We start from the raw sequence: 20,203 nt of genomic DNA, 5'->3' as shown, positions 1-20,203 counted from the left end.
CCCGGGCGATTGCGGAAAGACAGCGATGAACGACGACCAGCCTCAGGGAAATCCATGGATCAAGAGTCTCCTTGTCTGGGGCATGATCTTCCTTGCGCTCCTGCTGGTGGTTTCGATGTTCGGATCACGGGTCGATACCAACGCGACAACGATCCCCTACTCGGCCTTCCGTTCGCAAGTCAGCGATGGTGCGGTCCGCTCGGTCGAGATCGCGCCGGAGCGCATCACCGGCACGCTCAAGAATGGCAGCCAGTTCGCAACCGTGCCCGTGCCCGGCGATTCCGATCTGCCGAAGCTGTTGCAGGACAACGGCGTGCAGTATGCCGGCAAGGCGGCCGAACAGCCGAACATGCTGATGTACATCCTGTTCAACTCGCTGCCGTTCCTGCTCATTCTCGGCGTTGCCTTCTTCGCGCTGCGCCAGATGCAGAAGGGCGGCGGATCGGGCGCGATGGGCTTTGGCAAGTCGAAGGCCAAGCTGCTGACCGAACGCTCGGGCCGCGTCACCTTCGATGATGTCGCCGGCATTGATGAAGCACGCGAGGAGCTTGAGGAAATCGTCGAGTTCCTGCGCGATCCTTCGCGCTTTTCCAAGCTCGGCGGCCAGATTCCCAAGGGCGCGCTGCTGGTCGGTTCGCCCGGCACCGGCAAGACCCTGCTGGCCCGCGCCATTGCGGGTGAAGCGGGCGTGCCGTTCTTCACCATTTCGGGTTCTGATTTCGTCGAGATGTTCGTCGGCGTCGGCGCAAGCCGCGTGCGCGACATGTTCGAACAGGCCAAGAAGAACGCGCCGTGCATCGTCTTCATCGACGAAATCGACGCGGTCGGCCGTCACCGCGGCCACGGCCTCGGCAATTCGAACGACGAGCGCGAGCAGACGCTGAACCAGCTGCTGGTCGAAATGGACGGCTTCGAGGCCAACGAAGGCATCATCATCATCGCGGCGACCAACCGCCCCGACGTGCTTGATCCCGCGCTGCTGCGTCCCGGTCGTTTCGATCGCCAGGTGGTCGTGCCGATCCCCGACATCGAAGGCCGCGAGAAGATCCTTTCGGTCCACATGAAGAAGGTGCCGCTCGCGCCCGACGTCAATCCGCGCACGATTGCGCGCGGCACTCCCGGCTTCTCGGGTGCTGACCTTGCCAACCTCGTCAACGAGGCCGCCCTGCTCGCCGCGCGCCGCAACAAGCGCCTTGTTGCGATGCAGGAATTCGAGGACGCCAAGGACAAGGTCATGATGGGCGCAGAACGCCGCTCGATGGTCATGACCGACGACGAGAAGAAAATGACCGCCTATCACGAGGCGGGCCACGCCATCGTCTCCGTCAAGGAACCGGCATCCGATCCGATCCACAAGGCCACGATCATCCCGCGCGGTCGCGCGCTGGGCATGGTCATGCGCCTGCCCGAGCGTGACAGCTATTCCTACCACCGCGACAAGATGCACGCGAACCTCTCGGTCGCGATGGGTGGCCGTGTGGCGGAAGAGCTGATCTTCGGACACGACAAGGTGTCGTCCGGCGCATCCTCGGACATCCAGTACGCCACGTCGCTGGCGCGTTCGATGGTCACCAAGTGGGGCATGTCGGACAAGCTCGGTCCGTTGCAGTACGAAGACCAGCAGGAAGGCTACCTTGGCATGGGTGGTTCGGCCCGCCTCTTCGCCTCGGACGAAACCAACAAGCTGATCGACAGCGAGATTCGCCTGCTCGTCGACGGTGCGCACGAACGCGCGACCGACATCCTCAAGACCAACGAGGACAAACTCCACCTCCTCGCCCAGGCATTGCTTGAATACGAGACGCTGACCGGCGACGAGATCAAGGAACTGCTCGACAGCGGCAAGCTGGACCGCCCGCAGAACCCCGGCGGCACGGCACGGCCAGTCGCAGCCCAGGGCTCGGCAGTGCCGCGCGCGGGCAAGAAGTTCGGCTCGACCAATCCGCAGCCGGCCTGATTTTCAAGTCTGATCGAAAAGAAAGGGCCGGGGCGAAACCTCCGGCCCTTTTGCTTAACCGCCTGCTTCCACGAGGATGAGCATCGCGAACAGGATCAGTGCCGTAAGGGCGAACATGGACAGGAACCACGTCCGCAGCCATGCACCGAACCACGACAGGCCGTAAGTTCCTCTCAACTGCACCAGCATGTGGAACGGCGGCACCAGACCGAGAAGTCCGAGTGAAGGCACGCCAAGCTTGGCGCCGAGCATCGCGACGATTGCCAGCAGCGTCATGAAGCAGAGCGAATAGGTGACGAACACGGTGTGATCATAAAGTCCGAAGCGGCGGCTGAAGGGAAACAGCAGCCAAAGGAACGGTACCGAGATCGGGATCAGTGCCCAGCTCAACTTGTAGCTGTAAGTCTGCACCTTGTAGAGCGCGAGCTTGGGGTTCTCCTTCCACACTTTCACCGCCTCGTAGACGAACGGGACTTTCTCGAGCCCCTCGATATCCGTGTCGGGCTGGATCATGTTGATGTTCACATTGCTGGACCTGAGCGTTGCCAGCCCATCGAGACTGGATTGCGCAACTTCGATCTTCCGCTTCAGTCGCGCGATGTCATCCGCATCGGTCTCGGTCCTGAGTTTCGCCTGAAGCGCACTCAGCTCTGCTTTCTGCTGAGCCTCTGCCTGCTCGATCGAAGTGGTCGCCGATTTTCCGAGGTCGCCGGCGTTCATGGAATTGATCGTGGTGAACAGCAGGAACACGCAGAACAGGAATAGCGCGATGGGTGAGACATAGCTCGCCCGCCGCCCGTCGATGTATTCGCGGGTAAGCTGGCCGGGCTTGGTCACCAGCATCGGCAGCGTCCGCCAGATCTTGCCTTCGAAGTGGAACACGCCGTGGAGCAGGTCGTGGAAGAATGCGCCGATTGTCTTGTGCACATGCGCGGCTTGCCCGCAGGCATGGCAATGGCTGCCGACCAGCGGCGTGGCGCAATTCAGGCAGGCCGATTCGTGGGTGTGGCCGTCGGCCCGATACTCCCCCGCCGTCGGCTCAACCGTGCGTGCCGCTGCAAAGGCACCCGCCATGTCGCCCAGAGTCTCCGTGCCGCTCAAAATCTTGTTCCCCCTGTAACCAGTTGCAGCATAACGAGCATGTCCGGTTCTCGCCACACCCTTGGAGACAGAGCGGCAAAATGGCTGATTTCACGGAACATTAACCTTGAACGTGCAGTCCGGAGCCCAAGAGGGTAAGCAGGACACGTGTTCACACCGCGGGATCAACTGATAGCACTCGCCGGAGCGGGAGGGGGAAGCGGCTTCGGCCAGCGCACCACGCCGCCCCGCGCCCCCGTGACGCCGCCCCGCTGGGAGCTGTTGCTCAGGAACACCGAGCTGTTCTTTTCGCGCCACTGGCCGCGCCTGACTGCGCCGGTGGAGCGCGCTTTCGCCAGGTTCGATCTCGTGCCCGACCTTGCCGAAGACCTCGGCAGCGCCCGCTGGTTCCGGGGCTTTGGCACCATGCTCGGCCTCGGCGCGGCTGCCGTGCTGATGTGGCCGAGTTTTGCCCCGTTGCAGGCCGCGCCGCTGACCATGCTGGACGATGCCGCGCAGGACGAGTTCCGCGTGATGGGCATTCGCCCGCTCGCCTTCGGTGCGGACAACGGCCGCCGCATGAACGCCACGTCAGCCGTCATCCCGCTCGCTGCCGCGCCCGAACGGCCCAGCATCGACCTGACGGCAACCCTTGGCGCCGGCGACAGCTTCCCGCGCATGCTGCAGCGCGCCGGCCTTGCCAGTACCGATATCGTGCGCGTGCTCGATCTGGTCGGCGGCCAGGTGAAGCCCGGCGCGATTGCGGAAGGCACGCGCTTTTCCATTCGCCTTGGCGCGCGCACCAGCCCAGCGCAGCCGCGCCCGCTCGAGCAGTTGTCGTTCCGCCCGCGCTTCGATCTCGCGCTCGACATCCGGCGCAGCGGCGGCGGACTGGCGCTGGCCAGCAACGCCATTGCCGTCGACACATCGCCGCAACGCATTCGCGGGATCGTCGGGGCGAGCCTCTATCGCTCCGCCCGCGCCGCCGGGGCACCGCCGTCTGCGGTGCAGGACTACTTGCGCACCATCGACGAGCACATGGCGTTCGAGGAAATCGCGCCGGGTGACGAGTTCGACCTGGTCTATGCCAATCGCCGCGCCGGCACGGGCGAGCAGCAGGCGGGCGACCTGCTCTATGCCGGCGTGGTCCGCGCCGGAAAGCCGGTGCTGCAACTCCTGCGCTGGGGCAACGACGGGGCGTTCTATTCGCCCCAAGGTATGGCCGAAGGCGCGCAGGAGACCATCGGCTTCCTCGGCGCGCCGGTAAACGGTCGCATCACTTCGGGCTATGGGGCGCGTCGCCACCCGATCCTCGGCTATGTGCGCATGCACGCGGGGATCGATTTCGCCGCAGGCTGGGGCGCGCCGATCTATGCCGCAACCGATGGCCGCGTAAGTATTGCCGGGTGGCATGGCGGGCACGGCAACTACGTTCGCCTCGATCACGGCGGCGGCATCGGGACCGGCTATGGCCACATGAGCCGCATCGCTGTTTCGGCAGGCATGACCGTGCGGCGGGGCCAGGTGATCGGCTATGTCGGTTCCACCGGCCTTTCCACCGGGCCGCACCTCCATTACGAGATGTATCGCGGCGGGCAGACGGTGAACCCGATGTCGATGACCTCGATCGTCCAGCGCGCAGCCGTCGATCCGGCGCAACTTGCCGCCTTCCGCAGCAAGCTGGCGCAGATCACCGCGATCCCGGCAAACCGTTCCCGGTGATTGCAGCGGGGCGAGCCAGCGGCTAGGCCTTCGTGCCATGACGACTTATCCGATGACTCGCCTGCGCCGCACCCGTGCCACCGCATGGAGCCGCGCCATGCACCGCGAAGTGCTGGTTACGCCTGCCGACCTGATCTGGCCGCTGTTCGTGACCGAGGGGGAGGGCGTCGAGGATCCGATCCTGTCGCTCCCGGGCGTATCGCGCTGGTCGGTTGACGGGATCGTCGCGCGGGCAAAGGAAGCGGTGGCGCTGGGCATTCCCTGCCTTGCGCTGTTTCCCAACACCCAGCCCGATCGCCGCAGCGAAGATGGCAAGGAAGCGCTCAACCCGGACAACCTGATGTGCCGGGCGATCAAGGCCATCAAGCAGGCCTGCGGTGACGATATCGGCGTGCTGACCGACGTTGCGCTCGATCCCTACACCAGCCACGGGCAGGACGGGCTGATCGACGCTGATGGCTATGTCCTCAACGACCAGACCGTGGAGATGCTCGTCGGGCAGAGCCTCAACCAGGCCGCCGCCGGGGCCGACATCATTGCGCCCTCGGACATGATGGACGGCCGCATCGGCGCGATCCGCGAGGCGCTGGAAGGCGCTGGACATATCAACGTGCAGATCATGTCCTACGCCGCCAAGTATGCCTCGGCATTCTACGGTCCGTTCCGCGATGCGGTCGGCTCGCGCGGGTTGCTCAAGGGCAACAAGAAGACCTACCAGATGGACCCCGGCAACGCCGAGGAAGCCCTGCGCGAGGTGGAGATGGACCTTGCCGAAGGGGCTGACAGCGTGATGGTCAAGCCGGGCCTGCCCTATCTCGACATCGCAGCCCGCGTGAAGGAAACTTTCGGCGTGCCGGTCTTCGCCTATCAGGTGAGCGGCGAATACGCGATGATCGAAGCCGCGGTGGCGGCAGGTGCGGCCGACCGCGACGCCATGGTTCTGGAAACGCTGGTCTCCTTCAAGCGCGCGGGCTGTTCCGGAGTACTGACCTACCACGCCGCCCACGCCGCACGCCTGATGGGCGCCTGAAGGACTTGGCCATGTACCCCGACGTCTCGATCATCCCGCTGAACGGCAAGGCCCCGCGCATCCACGAGAGCGCCTTCATTGCGCCGGGGTGCCGCATCATCGGCGATGTCGAGATCGGGCCGGACGTGTCCATCTGGTACAATTGCGTCCTGCGCGGCGACGTCAACTTCATCCGCATCGGCGCACGGACCAACATCCAGGATGGCAGCGTCATCCACGTCGACAGTCCCGCGCCGAACAAGCCCGATGGCTTTCCGACGATCATCGGCGAGGACGTGCTGGTCGGTCACCTCGCCATGGTCCACGGTTGCGTGATCGAGGATCGCGGCTTCGTCGGCCTTGGCGCTATCGTGATGAGCGATGCCCACATCGAAAGCGACGGCATGCTGGCGGCAGGCGCGATGCTGACCGGCGGCAAGCGCGTGCTGTCGCGTCAGTTGTGGGGCGGCCGTCCCGCCAGGTACATGCGCGATCTCGATGATGCGGCCATCGCCGACATGCAGCGCGGCGTGCAGCACTATGTCCGCAACGGGCAGGCGCACAAGCTGGCTGTCGGGGCGGCCGTCCTTGGCGCGGCCGAAGGCTGAGCTGCCGCCGCCGGAGGCCTTGCGCGCGCTGGTCGATGCCGAAGGGCGGTTGGCGGTGCGGGTGACGCCGGGCGCGCGCAGCGAGGGCATCGAGATCGAACAGGGGCGCATCGCCGTCAGGGTCCGCGCCAAGCCCGAGGATGGCAAGGCGACGGCAGCGGTGGGGGAGCTACTGGCAAGGGCGCTTGGCGTTGCGCCGTCCAGGGTGGAAATGTTGCGCGGCGCAACTTCCCGGGAGAAGCTGTTCAGGATTCCGCCAGCCTGACTTTCCCCGGCCTAGCTCTCCGAAGGCACCCTGAAAGCAACGACCACCATTGCCACGCTCCAGGCGCTGGCGATCCACAGGCATCCCATCGGCAGGCGATCCTGCAGAAAGGCGCCCAGCACGGCACCGGCGAGCAGGCCGAGCCACAGCTGCGCCCATGACGTCCATCGGCCATCGCCTTTGCCCATGATGCGGCGGGCCAGGCCAATGCCGAGCTTGACCAGCGCACCGGTCATGTAGGTCAGGCCGACAGTCACTTCGCCATCGCGCTGGAAAGTGTTGTTGAGCGCACCCATCGCCAGGACCAGCGCCGCCATCATCAGCGTTACGGTCCCGGCGGCGCGGGCCATTGCCCCGATCAACAGCAGCGCTGTGACCAGCGCCAGCACGGCGGGCTTGCGCAATGATCCCGCACGCTCGGAAACGAGCGCGCCTGCCGTCACACCCGCGATGAAGCCACCGATCAACAGAGCGGGAACGATCGCGTCATGCGGGGAAGTGCCAAGCGCAACGCCAAGCCGCGTCGTGTTACCCGACATGAACGAGACGAAATAGGCCTGCGCAGAGAGAAACCCGACCGCGTCCACGAACCCGGCCATGGCGGCAAGAGCCATGGCGAATGTCCGGCGCTGGCGGTCGTTAAGGATCACGCTGTGCCTTCTAGCGCGTGTTTGCGCCGAAGGGAATCAACGGGGGAATCAGTCGCGCGCCATGCCTCGGGCCATCTGGCCGAGGACTTCGCTGAGCCCGGCGGCAATTTCGCGGTCCTGCGGGGCGACATCGGCGATCGCCCGCGCCATGCAGTCGGCCCATTGCGTGGCCGTCTCGCGCGTGATCGGGAAGGGCTTGTGCATCGACATCATGCACTTGCCGGGGTGTGCGTCGAACCAGTCGCGCGGACCGCCGCTCCAGCCGGCCAGAAAGCCCGGCAAGGATTCGCGCATTGGTGCAAGGTCGGGCGCATGCATGGCGCGCAGCTCTGCAAAGGCCGGATCGATTTCCATCAGGTCGTAGAAGCGATCGGTGATGCGGCGCAGCGTTTCAATTCCGCCAAGGCGGTCATAGGGACTGGTTGCGGGGGCTTGGGTCGCCAAGGGAATGCTCCGGAACAGGGATCTGGAGCCTTGCTTGTGCGTCAAACAAGTGCCGAAAACATTGACCGCAATCAACCGCTTGAGCAACCGCTCGGCGCTTCAGTTGCGGTGAGGGAGCGCCTTGGCCGCAAGGCTTGCCGCCATTCCGCCAAGGACTGCCCCGATCGCCCAGTTGGTCGCCACCGCATCCCACTGCCGATAACGCGTCCATTCGCCGCCGGTGCGCAGCGATGTCCAGGCGAGTCGTCCGAGCGCATAGGCCGGAGCGGCGAGCAATACGTTTGCCATTGTGTTCTCTCCCAGACGTTTTTCTGGAAACGGCAGGCAGGTGACTAGGTTCCGCAAGCTCAGTCGGCGATCAGGCCTTTCAGCGTCTCGAGCCGGTCCGCTTCATGCGCCGGCTTGTCTGCGCGGATGCGGCTGATCCGCGGGAAGCGCATGGCGACGCCCGACTTGTGCCGTTTGCTGGCATGAACCGAATCGAAGGCAACTTCGAAAACCAGCGACTTGTCGGTCTCCCGCACCGGGCCAAACTTGCCGACAGTGTGCTGCCGCACGTAGCGGTCGAGCCATTTCAGCTCCTCGTCGGTGAAGCCGAAGTAGGCCTTGCCGACGGGGAGCAGTTCCGCCCCCTCGTCCGGGTCGCCGTTCCAGCAGCCGAACGTGTAGTCCGAATAGAACGACGAGCGCTTGCCGCTCCCCCGCTGCGCGTACATCAGCACGCAATCGATCAGCAGCGGATCGCGCTTCCACTTGTACCACAGGCCGGTTCGCCGTCCCGCCACGTAGGGACTGTCGCGCCGCTTGAGCATGACTCCCTCGATCGCTTCGTCGCGCGCCCGGGCGCGGATCTCGGCAAGTTCGTCGAAGTCCCGGGCCTCGATCACCTGCGAGATGTCGAACCGGTTCTGATCGAGCTTGGGCACCAGAACTTCAAGCCGGGCACGGCGCTGCTCCCACGCCCATTCGCGCAAGTCTTCGCCGTCCTCGATCAGCAGGTCGTAAAGGCGCACGAAGGCGGGATAGTCGCTGAGCATCGCCTTCGACACGGTCTTGCGCCCAAGGCGTTGCTGCAGGGCGTTGAAGCTGGCCGCCCCGCCACTTTCGCCGCCCTGATGCGCCCCGCGTACCAGCAACTCGCCATCAAGCACGCAGGGCGTGGTCAGTGCGGTTGTCACTTCAGGGAAGGTGCCGGAGATGTCGTCGCCACTGCGCGAATAGACGCGCGTCTCGCCCGCCACATGGACGATCTGCACGCGAATGCCGTCCCATTTCCACTCGGCCGCGAACTCCGAGAGGTCGAGGCTTTCCGCTTCGAGCGGGTGGGCCAGCATGAACGGCCGGAACAGCGGCAGCAGGTCGGTGCGCGGCGGCGCCGCACCGTTCGCCGCCCAATCGAACAGCGGCAAGTAGGGCGGCGCCTGTCCGTGCCAGTACTCTTCCACATCCTCGACACTGACCTCGAAAGCCTGCGCGAACGCGACCTTGGCCAGCCGCGCTGAAATCCCGATGCGCATCGCACCCGTGGCAAGTTTCAGCAGGGCATAGCGACCATTGACGTCAAGACGGTCAAGCAGATCGGTGAGAATTCCGGGCGCCGTTGCGCGCGTGGTGGCGTGGAGTGTCTCGACGACTTCGGCAACCGATGGCGGCGGCAGCTGATCGCCGATTGGCTCCGGCCAGAGCAGGCTGGCCGTCTCGGCGGTGTCGCCAACGTAATCGCGGCTCAACGTCCACAGCACCGGGTCGACCCGCTCGGCCATCAGCGCGCGGATCAGGCTTGCCTTCACCGCCGGAAAATCCAGCCCGTCGGTCAGCGCAGCCAGCGCCCAGCCCCGGTCAGGATCGGGCGTCTCGCGCATGTAATCGGCCAGCAACGCCAGCTTGGCATTGCGCGATGGCGTGAGCACGAGCGCGTCGAGCAGGGCGGCAAAGCGCTCCATCAATCATCCTCGTCCTCATACCCCACCAGCGCCAGGGCCCGCGCCTTGCGCTGCGTCAGTTCGCACCAGCGCAGCAGCGCTTCCTCGCGGCCATGGGTGATCCAGGTCTCGGCCGGGTTCACCTGCGCGATGGTCTGGGTCAGTTCGTCCCAGTCGGCGTGGTCGGAGATGATCAGCGGGAGTTCGACATTACGTTGCCGCGCCCGCTGCCGCACACGCATCCAGCCCGACGCCATGGCGGTGACTGGGTCGGGCAGGCGGCGGCTCCAGCGGTCGTTGAGCGCCGATGGCGGACAGATCACGATACTGTTGGCTAGCGCCGCCTTGGGCACACCGGCCACGGCCTTGAGATCGCCCAGGTCGACGCCGTGGTCCTGGTACAGCCGGCACATCCGCTCCATCGCGCCGTGCAGCCAGATCGTCTCGTGAAACCCTGCAGCCCGCAGTTCTGCGATCACCCGCTGCGCCTTGCCCAAGGCATAGGCGCCAACGAGCACGCAGCGCCCCTGATCGTTCTCACGGGCACTGAGCAGCTTGGCCATTTCCTCGGCAATCGGCGGGTGGCGGAACACCGGCAGTCCGAACGTGGCCTCGGTGATGAACACGTCGCATGGCGTCACTTCAAATGGCGGGCAGGTGGGATCGGCCCGACGCTTGTAGTCCCCGGTCACGATCACCCGCTCGCCTGCATGCTCCAGCAGGATCTGTGCAGAGCCGAGGACGTGGCCCGCGGGCACGAACGTCGCCCGCACACCTCCCGGCAGGCTGATGGTTTCGCCATAGCCGACGGGCGCCGCCCGGACTTCATTCTGCGCCTCCACCCCATACCGCAATTGCATGATCGCCAGCGTTTCAGGTGTGGCGACGGTTCGGCCGTGGCCTCCCCGGGCGTGATCGGCATGCCCATGGGTGACCAGCGCGGTCTCGACCGGGCGCGCGGGATCGATCCACACGTCGGCCGGCGCAACGTGGATGCCCATCGGCTCTGCCCTGATCCACGAAAATGACGCTGCCATGGTGGAACAATGGCGGGCTCACAGGTTTCGTTCCAGATGAACTATCGCCACAGCATTCCGCGCGCGGGACAGGCAAGGTTCAGGTCACCGGGTTAGCTTTCGCCCGCCCACAAACAGACGATCCGGGAGACAAGCCATGCTCCGCAAAAGCACATTGCTCCTCGCGCCTATATGCGCCGCCCTGCTGCTGGCCGGGTGCGACGGCAAGGAGAAGGAGACCGGCCCGGATGTTTCGCCAACCGCCTCGATCCCGGCGATTGCTGCGCCCGAACCAGCCGTTACGTCAGTGCCCCTCGCTGCCAATCCGCTCACTGACTTCGACCGGCTCGACGCCGCGCGCGATGGCGCGATCTCCAGCGCGGAATATGCACAAGGGGCGCAGACCCTGTTCGAGATGATGGACCTGAAGCAGAACGGCAATCTCGATGCGGACCAGCTCCGCGCGGGCGCTGCAATGCTGGCCGAGATCGACGGGCTGACACCGCAGGTGCTGCTGAACGTTGCCGATGCCGATGGCGACGGAAAACTGACCCTGTCCGAATGGATGGCCTTCAACAATGCCCGCTTCTCGATGATCGACCGGAATGGCGATGGCATGGTCAGCCGCGCCGAATGGGACGCCCCTCATCCCGCGCCGCCGCAGGCGCCGTAGAGTGACGACCCTGAGAACAACGAGAAGGGGCGGCACCTCGCGATGCCGCCCCTTTGTTCATTTTCACCAGTGAAGCTTACTCGGCTTCGTCGGCGCTCGGCTCTTCGGTTGCCGTGCTTCCGGCCTTGCCCTTGCGGGCCTTCTTCTTGACCAGCTTGGGCGCAGCCGGCGTCAGTTCGAAGGACAGCGCGTCCTCCTTAAGGCTGACGTGGACTTCGCCGCCATTGGCCAGCTTGCCGAACAGCAGTTCCTCGGCGAGCGGCTTCTTGACCTTCTCCTGAATCAGGCGGGCCATCGGGCGGGCGCCGTAAAGCTTGTCATAGCCCTTCTTGGCCAGCCAGCTGCGCGCATCGGCATCGAACTGGATGTGGACGTTCTGTTCGGCCAGCTGCAGTTCGAGCTGCAGCACGAACTTGTCGACCACGCGGCTGACAACCTCGGGCGGCAGGTAACCGAACGGCACGATCGCATCGAGACGGTTACGGAATTCGGGCGTGAACATCTTCTTCACAGCCTCGTCACCCGCGTCGGCCTTCGACACGTCGCCAAAGCCGATGCCCTGGCGCGCCATGTCCGAAGCGCCCGCATTGGTGGTCATGATCAGGACCACGTTGCGGAAGTCCACCGTCTTGCCGTGGTGGTCGGTCAGTCGGCCGTTGTCCATGACCTGCAGCAGGATGTTGAACAGGTCTGGGTGCGCCTTCTCGATCTCGTCGAGCAGCAGGACGCAGTGCGGTTGCTGGTCGATGGCATCGGTCAGGAGACCGCCCTGATCGAACCCGACGTAGCCCGGAGGGGCACCGATCAGGCGGCTGACCGAATGGCGCTCCATGTATTCGGACATGTCGAAGCGCTGCAGCGGGATGCCCATGATCTGGGCAAGGCTGCGGGCAACTTCGGTCTTGCCGACGCCGGTAGGACCGCTGAACAGGAACGAACCGATCGGCTTGTCTGCATCGCGCAGGCCCGCACGGCTCAGCTTCATTGCCGAGGACAGGACCTCGATGGCCTTGTCCTGGCCGAACACCAGACGCTTCAGATCGCGCTCGAGATGTTCGAGCACCTTCTTGTCGTCGGAGCTGACCGACTTGGGCGGGATGCGCGCCATCGTTGCGATGACCTGCTCGATCTCGCGCGCGGTGATCGTCTTCTTGCGCTTGTTCGGCGGCACCAGCATCTGCATCGCGCCCACTTCGTCGATCACGTCGATCGCCTTGTCGGGCAGCTTGCGGTCATTGATGTAGCGCGCCGAAAGCTCGACCGCGGTCTTGATCGCATCGGGCGTGTACTTGACCTTGTGGTGTTCCTCGAACGCGGTGCGCAGGCCACGCAGGATCTTGATCGTGTCCTCGATGGTCGGCTCGTTAACGTCGATCTTCTGGAACCGGCGCAGCAGGGCGCGGTCCTTTTCGAAGTGGTTGCGGAACTCCTTGTAGGTGGTCGAGCCGATGCAGCGGATCGTCCCGCCCGAAAGCGCGGGCTTCAGCAGGTTCGAGGCATCCATCGCGCCGCCGCTGGTCGCGCCGGCACCGATCACGGTGTGGATCTCGTCGATGAACAGCACCGCGTGCGGCATCTTCTCGAGCTCCGAGACGACCTGCTTGAGGCGCTCCTCGAAGTCGCCGCGATAGCGCGTACCGGCCAGCAGCGAGCCCATGTCGAGCGAGTAGATCACCGCTTCGGACAGCACTTCGGGCACTTCGCCTTCGACGATCTTGCGGGCAAGGCCCTCGGCAATCGCGGTCTTGCCCACGCCCGGATCGCCCACATAGAGCGGGTTGTTCTTGGAACGGCGGCACAGGATCTGGATGGTGCGGTCCACTTCGGGGCCACGTCCGATCAGCGGATCGACCTTGCCGTTCAGCGCCTTCTCGTTGAGGTTGACGCAGAACTGGTCGAGCGCGGTTTCCTTCTTCTGGCCCTTGGCGTCAGCCTTCTCTTCCTGCTGCTTGGGAGCCTCCTCCTCTGCGCCCTTGGGCGTGCGGCCTTCGACTTGGCGACCGCCCTTGCCGATGCCGTGGCTGATGAAGCTGACCGCGTCGAGGCGGCTCATGTCCTGCTGCTGCAGGAAGTAGACGGCGTATGAATCACGCTCGGAGAACAGCGCTACCAGCACGTTCGCTCCTGTCACGGTGTCCTTGCCCGAGGACTGCACGTGAAGGATGGCGCGCTGGATCACCCGCTGGAACCCGGCGGTCGGCTGCGGATCGGCCTTCTCCTGGGTCTTGAGCGACTGGTATTCCTGATCGAGGTACTGGCGCACCACATCGCCGAGATCGCCGAGGTCCACGCCGCAAGCCTGCATGACCTGCGCCGCGTCCGGATCATCGATCAGGGCCAGCAGGAGATGCTCGAGAGTCGCGTACTCGTGGCTGCGCTCGGACGCGTTGGCGAGCGCGGTGTGCAGCGTTTTCTCGAGACTCTGGGCGAAACTGGGCATGTTGCGGCTACTTTCTGGCTTGCGCCGGTGGGTTCTCCGACATGGAGAGTGCACACGCGTTATTAACCCGGGCTAAACCACGTGTGAGGGTGAGAACAGATGCCTGAAAGACACCCGTATATCGTGAGATATGGTAACGCCCTTCGGCAAAGGGAAGGGCGCGCGAATTCATCCTGCCTCGCCTGATGGTGGAGGCGTTCGGAACAGCGCTTCGGCCGCAGCGCGATGGGCGCTCGCCTTGTCGCGGTGGGCGACAGTGCGCATGATCTCGAGTTCGAGCAGGCGAATGCGCTCGTTCAGTTCGTCGTGCGAATAGGGGTCGAGCATTTCGGTTGCCAGCTGGCTGGCCAAGTCCCCTTTCGGGCGAGGGCGCTCGTCAATGTCCATTCCGGGTAGTTTGGGCATTGCAATGCCTTGCTGTCAACGCCTTGCATGGCTAGCCAAGGGCAAATTGGTATTCGATAACGACAAGGGCGGTGGATGAGCGGCATTCCTGCAACAATGACGGCAATCGGCTGGGACGCACCCGGCGGGCCCGAGGTCCTGCGGCCTGAAACGGTCCCGGTCCCGCAGCCTGGCCCCGGACAAGTGCTGCTCAAGGTGGCCTTTGCGGGCGTGAATCGCCCCGATGTCATCCAGCGCCAGGGCTTCTATCCCCCGCCGCCCGATGCCTCGCCCCTGCCAGGCCTCGAAGTGTCAGGTCAGGTCGTCGCGATGGGCGAAGGGGTGACCTGGCCTTTCACCGGCACCATGGTCTGCGCGCTGGTCGCGGGCGGGGGCTATGCCGAATACTGCATCGCCGAAGCGGCGCAGTGCCTGCAGGTGCCAACCGGCCTTTCCATGGCAGAGGCTGCGGCGATTCCGGAAACGCTGTTCACCGTGTGGCACAACGTGTTCGAACGCGGCATGGCAGCGCCGGGCGAAACGATCCTCGTCCATGGCGGCACCAGCGGTATCGGCTCGATGGCGGTCCTGCTCGGCAAGCTGTTCGGCGTGACGGTGATCGTCACCGCCGGCGGGTCGGAGAAGTGCGCCCAGGCGCTCGAGATCGGCGCGGCCCATGCGATCGACTACAAGGCCGCTGACTTCGTGGAAGAGGTCAAGCGCATCACCGCAGGCCGCGGTGTGGACATGGTTCTCGATATGGTCGCCGGTGATTACGTGGCGCGCAATCTCAAGTGCCTCGCCGATGATGGCCGCCACGTCACGATCGCGGTGCAAGGCGGGGTCAAGGCGGAACTCAACATGGCCGAAGTCATGCGCCGCCGCCTCACGCTCACCGGCTCGACGCTGCGCCCGCGGTCAAAGGCCTTCAAGGCGGCGCTCGCCTCCGAAATCCGCGAGACGGTCTGGCCGCTCGTCGCCACCGGAGAATTGCGCCCGATCATGGACCGGACCTTTGCCTTGGCTGAAGCATCCGCCGCGCACGCCCGCATGGAAGAGGGCAGCCACATCGGCAAGATCGTGCTGGCGATCTGACGCACCTCGCGACTTCTTCCCCTCCCGCAGGCGGGAGGGGTCAGGGGTGGGCCTTGGCGACAGCCAACAAAAAGGCCGCCCTTTCCCAAGGGCGGCCCTTCTCAATTCAGCAATCAGCCGAAAGCTCAGCTGTCCGAAATACCTTCAGCGCGGCGGGCTGCCAGCCATGCGGCCGCTTCAGCTTCCTGCGCCGCTTCCGAAGCTGCCTTGGCCGAGGCCTGACGCTCTGCGCGCAGCTCCTCGATCAGCGCTTCACGGTCGGTGCCAAGGCGCAGCGCGGCTTCGCCGTTGTCCTCGATGCCGGCCTTCTTGGCAGCCTTGGCCACCAGCGAATCGAGTTCGCGCTGCGAGCACAGGCCCAGCGTCACCGGGTCCTTGGGGTTGATGTTGCCGATGTTCCAGTGGCTGCGATCGCGGATCGCGGCGATGGTGGTGCGCGTCGTGCCGATCAGCTTGCCGATCTGCGCGTCCGAAACTTCCGGATGGTTGCGCAGGATCCAGGCGATGCCGTCCGGCTTGTCCTGGCGCTTCGAAACCGGCGTATAGCGCGGGCCCTTGGTGCGGCTGACCGAGATCGGCGCACGCTGCATCTTGAGCTTGTATTCCGGGTTTGCCTGGCCCTTGTCGATCTCGGCCTGGTTCAATTCGCCCGAGTGGATCGGATCGCGCCCGGTGTACTTCTGCCCGGCGAGGTCATCGGCCATGGCCTGCACTTCAAGGATGTGAAGGCCGCAGAACTCGGCGATCTGCTCGAAGGTCAGGGCGGTGTTGTCGACGAGCCAGGACGCAGTGGCGTGCGGCATCAGCGGATACGTGGGCTGGTTGCTCACGGACAATCTCCCGAAAAAAGCGGTCCCGCAAAAAGCGGATACAATAAGGGCCGCCCCTCGCGGAGCGGCCTTGAACCTCGCCGATGTAAGCCGGGAATGGCGAATCGGCAAGAAAAGAGTTGCGGCACCGGCCCGCTCCGCTGCCCGCTCGCCCTTTGCGGCAGGATTTGGGTGGCCGGGCGGGGGAGCGGGCCGGTGCCGCTAGCCCCTGACGGATGACAGGGGCGCACCAGACAGAGAACCCTCAGCTGACCAGAGTCAGCGACGGCTCCTCGCCCGCATGGACGTGATGGGCGAAGCGCCCATCGACTTGCGCGCCCTGCTCAATCGTCAGCGCGTCGTAGTTCACATCGCCGTGGATGCGCGCGGTCTTGAGGATCACCAGCTCGCCCGCCTCGATAGATCCGTGCACAGTGCCCGAAAGCCGCGCACTCTTGGCCTTGATCGCGCCGGTGACGGTGCTCTTCTCGCCCTGCACCAATGCGGCGCAAGTGATGTCGCCTTCGACGCTGCCATCGATGTGGAGATCGGCCGTCGCCGAAAGATCGCCCTTCACGGCGAGATCGGCACCAAGCACGGAGAAAGTCGCGGCCATTGCTGAATTACTTCCCCCCAAGATTGTTGACGCGGTGCGCGGCGTTTCCGGCGCGGATTTCCTGAACATGCCTGTTTGCCTCAAGGAAGGGGCGCGGATTGACCGGACGGTCATTGATCCGCACTTCGAAATGGAGGTGGGGCCCGGTCGAGCGCCCGGTGTTACCGATCTTGCCGATCTCGCTGCCGGCGTCGACCTTCTGGCCGATCCGCGCGGCTGTGCGCGACATGTGGGCGTAGCGCGTCATCAGCCCGTTGCCGTGGCTGACTTCGACAACATTGCCGTAACCCTGGCGCTGGCCGACGAAGCTGACCGTGCCTGCCGCCGCCGAATAGATCGGCGCGCCGACGGGGCCGCGGAAATCGAGCCCGGCATGAAACGCCGGACCACCGGTGAACGGGTCCGAACGGTAACCGAAGCCGCTCGAAATGTACTCGAGGCTCGCAGGCAGGGTGTTCGGGATACGCCGCAGCCCCTTTTCCAGCGCGGCCATCCGCTCGAGGCTGGCACCAAGGCGGGCAAAGCGAGGATCCACGCTGTCATCGTTGCCGGTGAACAGGCGGATCAGCGGGCCGCCCTGGCCTTCGCGCGAAGCAGCGCGCAGCATCGCCGGGTTGAGCCCGACGCGCCGGATCGCCGTCTCCGCCTGCGCCGAACGCGCATCGGCAAAGCGGGTGAGGCGTTCGATGAAGGCCAGCTGGCGCGCTTCCACTTCGGCAAGGCGCCGCGCTTCAGGCAATTCCATCGAGATCTTGCGCACGGTTTTCTGCGCTTCGCCGCTGCTGTCGGATACGGTGCCTTGCGGCAGGTCCTTGGGCAGCTCGCCGATCGTGCCTTCGATCGCCTTCTCGATGAAGTCCTGGCGACGATCGAGGTCGTCCGCCACGCCTTCCAGCCCGCCGCGATACTTCGCCACCCGGCTCTCGGCCGAAGCGACTGCCGCCTCACGCTCGAGCAGTGCGGCGTGATCGCGCGCGGCGGTGAATTGCGAGAACAATGTCGCCGCCATGACCACCAGCCAGAGCAGCACCGCCGCAGCAACGCCACCGGCCACGGTCATCTGCAGGCGCGAGGAAATGCGGATGAAGCGGACCTGACCCTGCGAGCGCATGAAGAACTCGCGCTCCGGAAACCAGCTGCGCACACGGGCGACAGCGCTGGCCACAGCTGGCGCAGCCGCAAAGCGGGCAGGCTTTATCGATGGCACAGGCAGGCGACCCCCGTCGTATATCTGCGTGGTTTTGGTTAATTCAGATCCCGTCGCGGCGCGGACTAGACGTCGGGTTCCCGGCTGGCGAATCCGAATCGGGAAAGACGCGCTGAATCGTGTGAGTCCCCCGATGAATCGTTTGCAGCGGTGTAAGCAGGCGCACAATTCGCGCTCTCGAAGATTTCGACTCGACGGTTCGTGCTCCCATCCGGATGACACGCGACAATCGCGGTGCTAGTGCGCAGCCCATGTCCAGTCAGCCCGCACAGCAGCCCGAATCCGTGACCGATCTGGTCGAAGGTCTCGCCCGCGCCGCCCGCACGGCGCAGCGCCAGCTGGCGCGGATGGATTCGCCAGCCAAGGAGCGCGCGCTCAAACTTGCCGCTGCAGCCCTGCGCACTGCCGAGGCCGAAATCCTCGCCGCCAATGCGCAGGACATGGCCAATGGCGAGGCGAACGGCCTCACCGGCGCCATGCTCGATCGCCTCAAGCTGACGCCGGAGCGGCTTGCCGGGATCGCCGATGCGGTCGAACAGGTGGCCAGCCTTGCCGATCCCGTCGGCGAAGTCATTTCGGAGGCCGCGCGCCCCAACGGCATGGTGTTGCAGCGCCTGCGCATTCCCGTCGGCGTGATCGGCATCATCTACGAAAGCCGCCCCAACGTGACCGCCGATGCCGCTGCGCTCTGCGTCCGCTCCGGCAACGCCACGATCCTGCGCGGCGGCTCCGAGGCCGTCCACTCCAACCGCGCGATCCACAAGGCGCTGGTCGCTGGCCTCGTCGAAGGTGGCGTGCCCGCTGAAGCCGTCCAGCTCATGCCCACGCAGGACCGCGCCGCCGTTGGTGCCATGCTCGCCGCCGCTGGCCTGATCGACATGATCGTGCCGCGCGGCGGCAAGAGCCTCGTCGCACGCGTCCAGGCCGATGCCCGCGTGCCGGTTCTCGCCCACCTCGATGGCATCAATCACACTTTCGTCCACGCCGCTGCCGATCCCTCCATGGCCAAGGCGATCGTGCTCAACGCCAAGATGCGCCGCACCGGCATCTGCGGGGCGATGGAAACGCTGCTGATCGATGCGACCTATCCCGATCCGCACGGCCTGGTCGAACCGCTGCTCGATGCAGGTTGCGAGCTGCGCGGCGATGCCCGCGCCCGCGCCATCGATCCGCGCATCGTGCCTGTCGCCGCGAACGACTGGGACACCGAATATCTCGACGCCATCCTCTCGGTCGCCGTGGTCGATGGCCTCGATGAAGCACTGGCGCACGTCTCCGCCCATGCCTCGGGCCATACCGACGCCATCGTCACCGAGGATCAGGCCGTGGCAGACCGCTTCCTCACCGAAGTCGACAGTGCGATCGTCATGCACAACGCCTCCAGCCAGTTCGCCGATGGTGGCGAATTCGGCCTTGGCGCGGAAATCGGCATCGCCACCGGGCGCCTCCATGCACGCGGCCCGGTCGCGCTCGAAGGCCTCACCACCTACAAGTGGCTGGTCCGCGGTTCGGGGCAAGTGAGACCCTGAGGAATCCCGCTGCACCCCTGACCGGCCTGTTCGGCGGCAGCTTCAACCCCGCGCACGGCGGCCACCGCCGCGTCACGCTCTTCGCAATTCAAGCGCTGGGGCTGGACGAGGTGTGGTGGCTGGTCTCGCCCGGCAACGTGCTCAAAACGGTGCAGGGCATGGCTCCGCTCGAAGCGCGGCTGGCCTCTGCCCGCGGGCAGAGCCGCAACGCTCCGATCCGCGCCACCGCGATCGAGCGTGAACTCGGCACGCGCTTCACTGTCGACACCCTGCGCGCGATCAAGCGGCGCTATCCAAGACGCCGCTTCATCTGGCTGATGGGGGCTGACAACCTTGCCCAGTTCCACAAGTGGAAACACTGGCAGCAGATCGCCCGCGAGATGCCGATTGCGGTGATCGCGCGTCCGGGTTATGATTCGGCTGCCTTGGCAAGCCCTGCCATGGCCTGGCTGCGCCGCTGGCGCCAGCGGCCCGGACAGTTTGTTTCCGGCGCAATGCGGAGCGCTCCGGCGCTGACCATTCTTCGCTTCGATCCTGACCATCGGTCCGCCAGCGCGATTCGCGCCCATGACCCCGATTGGTCCCGCCGCTATGCACCAGCGGCCCAGCGCGATGCCGTCACGCATCGCCTGATCCCCCGGGGCCTTATCCGGCGAGGAAAACCCTGACCGCGCAATACCTTGATCCATGTTCCGCCATGGTGCGGAGCATAGAAACTCTTGCGCGTTCCAACCGTTATCACTTGACTCTTGAGCCACGGAGGCCATTTCGCGCATC

General features: G+C 65.2%; 20 protein-coding genes. 9 read left to right on the top strand and 11 right to left on the bottom strand.

Going from position 1 to position 20,203, the window contains the following annotated elements:
- Window positions 1-25: 25 nt before the first annotated feature.
- On the top strand, window positions 26-1,957 hold the full coding sequence (ftsH, locus tag ACZ1JY_RS10400) for an ATP-dependent zinc metalloprotease FtsH (protein ID WP_168904086.1): 1,932 nt from the start codon (window positions 26-28) through the stop codon (window positions 1,955-1,957).
- A 54-nt stretch (window positions 1,958-2,011) separates the two neighbouring features.
- Here the strand turns inward: ftsH and ACZ1JY_RS10395 are convergent, their stop codons facing one another.
- Entirely contained in the window at window positions 2,012-3,058 is a 1,047-nt protein-coding gene (locus tag ACZ1JY_RS10395; RefSeq protein WP_465129220.1) for a DUF3667 domain-containing protein, read from the bottom strand.
- 147 nt (window positions 3,059-3,205) lie between these two features.
- Between ACZ1JY_RS10395 and ACZ1JY_RS10390 the strand changes: the two genes are divergently transcribed.
- The 4 genes from ACZ1JY_RS10390 to ACZ1JY_RS10375 are packed head-to-tail and all read left to right on the top strand — an operon-like array spanning window position 3,206 to window position 6,641.
- Window positions 3,206-4,759: a peptidoglycan DD-metalloendopeptidase family protein gene (locus ACZ1JY_RS10390; protein WP_465129219.1), complete on the top strand. Its 1,554-nt coding sequence runs from the start codon at window positions 3,206-3,208 to the stop codon at window positions 4,757-4,759.
- A gap of 37 nt (window positions 4,760-4,796) precedes the next feature.
- The gene (gene hemB, locus ACZ1JY_RS10385) at window positions 4,797-5,789 is read left to right on the top strand and encodes a porphobilinogen synthase (RefSeq protein WP_465129218.1); all 993 of its coding nucleotides are present in this window, start codon (window positions 4,797-4,799) and stop codon (window positions 5,787-5,789) included.
- A gap of 11 nt (window positions 5,790-5,800) precedes the next feature.
- On the top strand, window positions 5,801-6,376 hold the full coding sequence (locus ACZ1JY_RS10380) for a gamma carbonic anhydrase family protein (RefSeq protein WP_465129217.1): 576 nt from the start codon (window positions 5,801-5,803) through the stop codon (window positions 6,374-6,376).
- On the top strand, window positions 6,357-6,641 hold the full coding sequence (locus ACZ1JY_RS10375; protein WP_465129216.1) for a DUF167 domain-containing protein: 285 nt from the start codon (window positions 6,357-6,359) through the stop codon (window positions 6,639-6,641). The genes ACZ1JY_RS10380 and ACZ1JY_RS10375 overlap by 20 nt, the downstream gene beginning before the upstream one ends.
- A gap of 11 nt (window positions 6,642-6,652) precedes the next feature.
- On the opposite strand, the gene ACZ1JY_RS10370 is transcribed toward ACZ1JY_RS10375, so the two are convergent.
- From ACZ1JY_RS10370 to ACZ1JY_RS10350, 5 genes are all read right to left on the bottom strand, one after another.
- Entirely contained in the window at window positions 6,653-7,291 is a 639-nt protein-coding gene (locus tag ACZ1JY_RS10370) for a YoaK family protein (RefSeq protein ID WP_118072846.1), read from the bottom strand.
- Between the two features lie 48 nt (window positions 7,292-7,339).
- The gene (locus ACZ1JY_RS10365; protein ID WP_465129215.1) at window positions 7,340-7,735 is read right to left on the bottom strand and encodes a group II truncated hemoglobin; all 396 of its coding nucleotides are present in this window, start codon (window positions 7,733-7,735) and stop codon (window positions 7,340-7,342) included.
- A gap of 99 nt (window positions 7,736-7,834) precedes the next feature.
- Window positions 7,835-8,023, bottom strand: coding sequence for a hypothetical protein (locus tag ACZ1JY_RS10360; protein ID WP_118072848.1), 189 nt, complete (start codon window positions 8,021-8,023; stop codon window positions 7,835-7,837).
- Between the two features lie 59 nt (window positions 8,024-8,082).
- On the bottom strand, window positions 8,083-9,678 hold the full coding sequence (locus tag ACZ1JY_RS10355) for a cisplatin damage response ATP-dependent DNA ligase (protein WP_465129214.1): 1,596 nt from the start codon (window positions 9,676-9,678) through the stop codon (window positions 8,083-8,085).
- Window positions 9,678-10,694, bottom strand: a complete 1,017-nt coding sequence (locus ACZ1JY_RS10350; RefSeq protein WP_465129213.1) for a ligase-associated DNA damage response exonuclease — start codon at window positions 10,692-10,694, stop codon at window positions 9,678-9,680. Before ACZ1JY_RS10350 ends, ACZ1JY_RS10355 begins: the two co-directional genes overlap by 1 nt.
- A 136-nt stretch (window positions 10,695-10,830) precedes the next feature.
- On the opposite strand from ACZ1JY_RS10350, the gene ACZ1JY_RS10345 reads away from it, so the two are divergent.
- On the top strand, window positions 10,831-11,346 hold the full coding sequence (locus ACZ1JY_RS10345) for a hypothetical protein (RefSeq protein ID WP_465129212.1): 516 nt from the start codon (window positions 10,831-10,833) through the stop codon (window positions 11,344-11,346).
- Window positions 11,347-11,422: 76 nt separating this feature from the next.
- Here the strand turns inward: ACZ1JY_RS10345 and clpA are convergent, their stop codons facing one another.
- Window positions 11,423-13,786, bottom strand: a complete 2,364-nt coding sequence (gene clpA, locus ACZ1JY_RS10340) for an ATP-dependent Clp protease ATP-binding subunit ClpA (protein ID WP_168904094.1) — start codon at window positions 13,784-13,786, stop codon at window positions 11,423-11,425.
- Between the two features lie 168 nt (window positions 13,787-13,954).
- Complete coding sequence (locus ACZ1JY_RS10335; RefSeq protein WP_465129211.1) at window positions 13,955-14,173, bottom strand: DUF1192 family protein; 219 nt, start codon at window positions 14,171-14,173, stop codon at window positions 13,955-13,957.
- 93 nt (window positions 14,174-14,266) lie between these two features.
- On the opposite strand from ACZ1JY_RS10335, the gene ACZ1JY_RS10330 reads away from it, so the two are divergent.
- The gene (locus tag ACZ1JY_RS10330; protein ID WP_465129210.1) at window positions 14,267-15,265 is read left to right on the top strand and encodes an NAD(P)H-quinone oxidoreductase; all 999 of its coding nucleotides are present in this window, start codon (window positions 14,267-14,269) and stop codon (window positions 15,263-15,265) included.
- Window positions 15,266-15,390: 125 nt separating this feature from the next.
- Here ACZ1JY_RS10330 and ACZ1JY_RS10325 read toward each other — a convergent pair whose 3' ends face one another.
- From ACZ1JY_RS10325 to ACZ1JY_RS10315, 3 genes are all read right to left on the bottom strand, one after another.
- Window positions 15,391-16,095, bottom strand: a complete 705-nt coding sequence (locus ACZ1JY_RS10325) for a DUF1013 domain-containing protein (protein WP_118072854.1) — start codon at window positions 16,093-16,095, stop codon at window positions 15,391-15,393.
- 244 nt (window positions 16,096-16,339) lie between these two features.
- Window positions 16,340-16,690: a bactofilin family protein gene (locus ACZ1JY_RS10320; RefSeq protein WP_465129209.1), complete on the bottom strand. Its 351-nt coding sequence runs from the start codon at window positions 16,688-16,690 to the stop codon at window positions 16,340-16,342.
- A 7-nt stretch (window positions 16,691-16,697) separates the two neighbouring features.
- On the bottom strand, window positions 16,698-17,855 hold the full coding sequence (locus tag ACZ1JY_RS10315) for a M23 family metallopeptidase (RefSeq protein WP_465129208.1): 1,158 nt from the start codon (window positions 17,853-17,855) through the stop codon (window positions 16,698-16,700).
- A 293-nt stretch (window positions 17,856-18,148) separates the two neighbouring features.
- Between ACZ1JY_RS10315 and ACZ1JY_RS10310 the strand changes: the two genes are divergently transcribed.
- The gene (locus ACZ1JY_RS10310; protein ID WP_465129207.1) at window positions 18,149-19,426 is read left to right on the top strand and encodes a glutamate-5-semialdehyde dehydrogenase; all 1,278 of its coding nucleotides are present in this window, start codon (window positions 18,149-18,151) and stop codon (window positions 19,424-19,426) included.
- Window positions 19,390-20,094, top strand: coding sequence for a nicotinate-nucleotide adenylyltransferase (locus ACZ1JY_RS10305; protein ID WP_465129206.1), 705 nt, complete (start codon window positions 19,390-19,392; stop codon window positions 20,092-20,094). Before ACZ1JY_RS10310 ends, ACZ1JY_RS10305 begins: the two co-directional genes overlap by 37 nt.
- Window positions 20,095-20,203: the final 109 nt, after the last annotated feature.

It is taken from the genome of Novosphingobium sp. BL-A-41-Hi4B-X5A (assembly GCF_055521705.1).
This window is presented reverse-complemented; position numbering and strand designations above follow the sequence as displayed.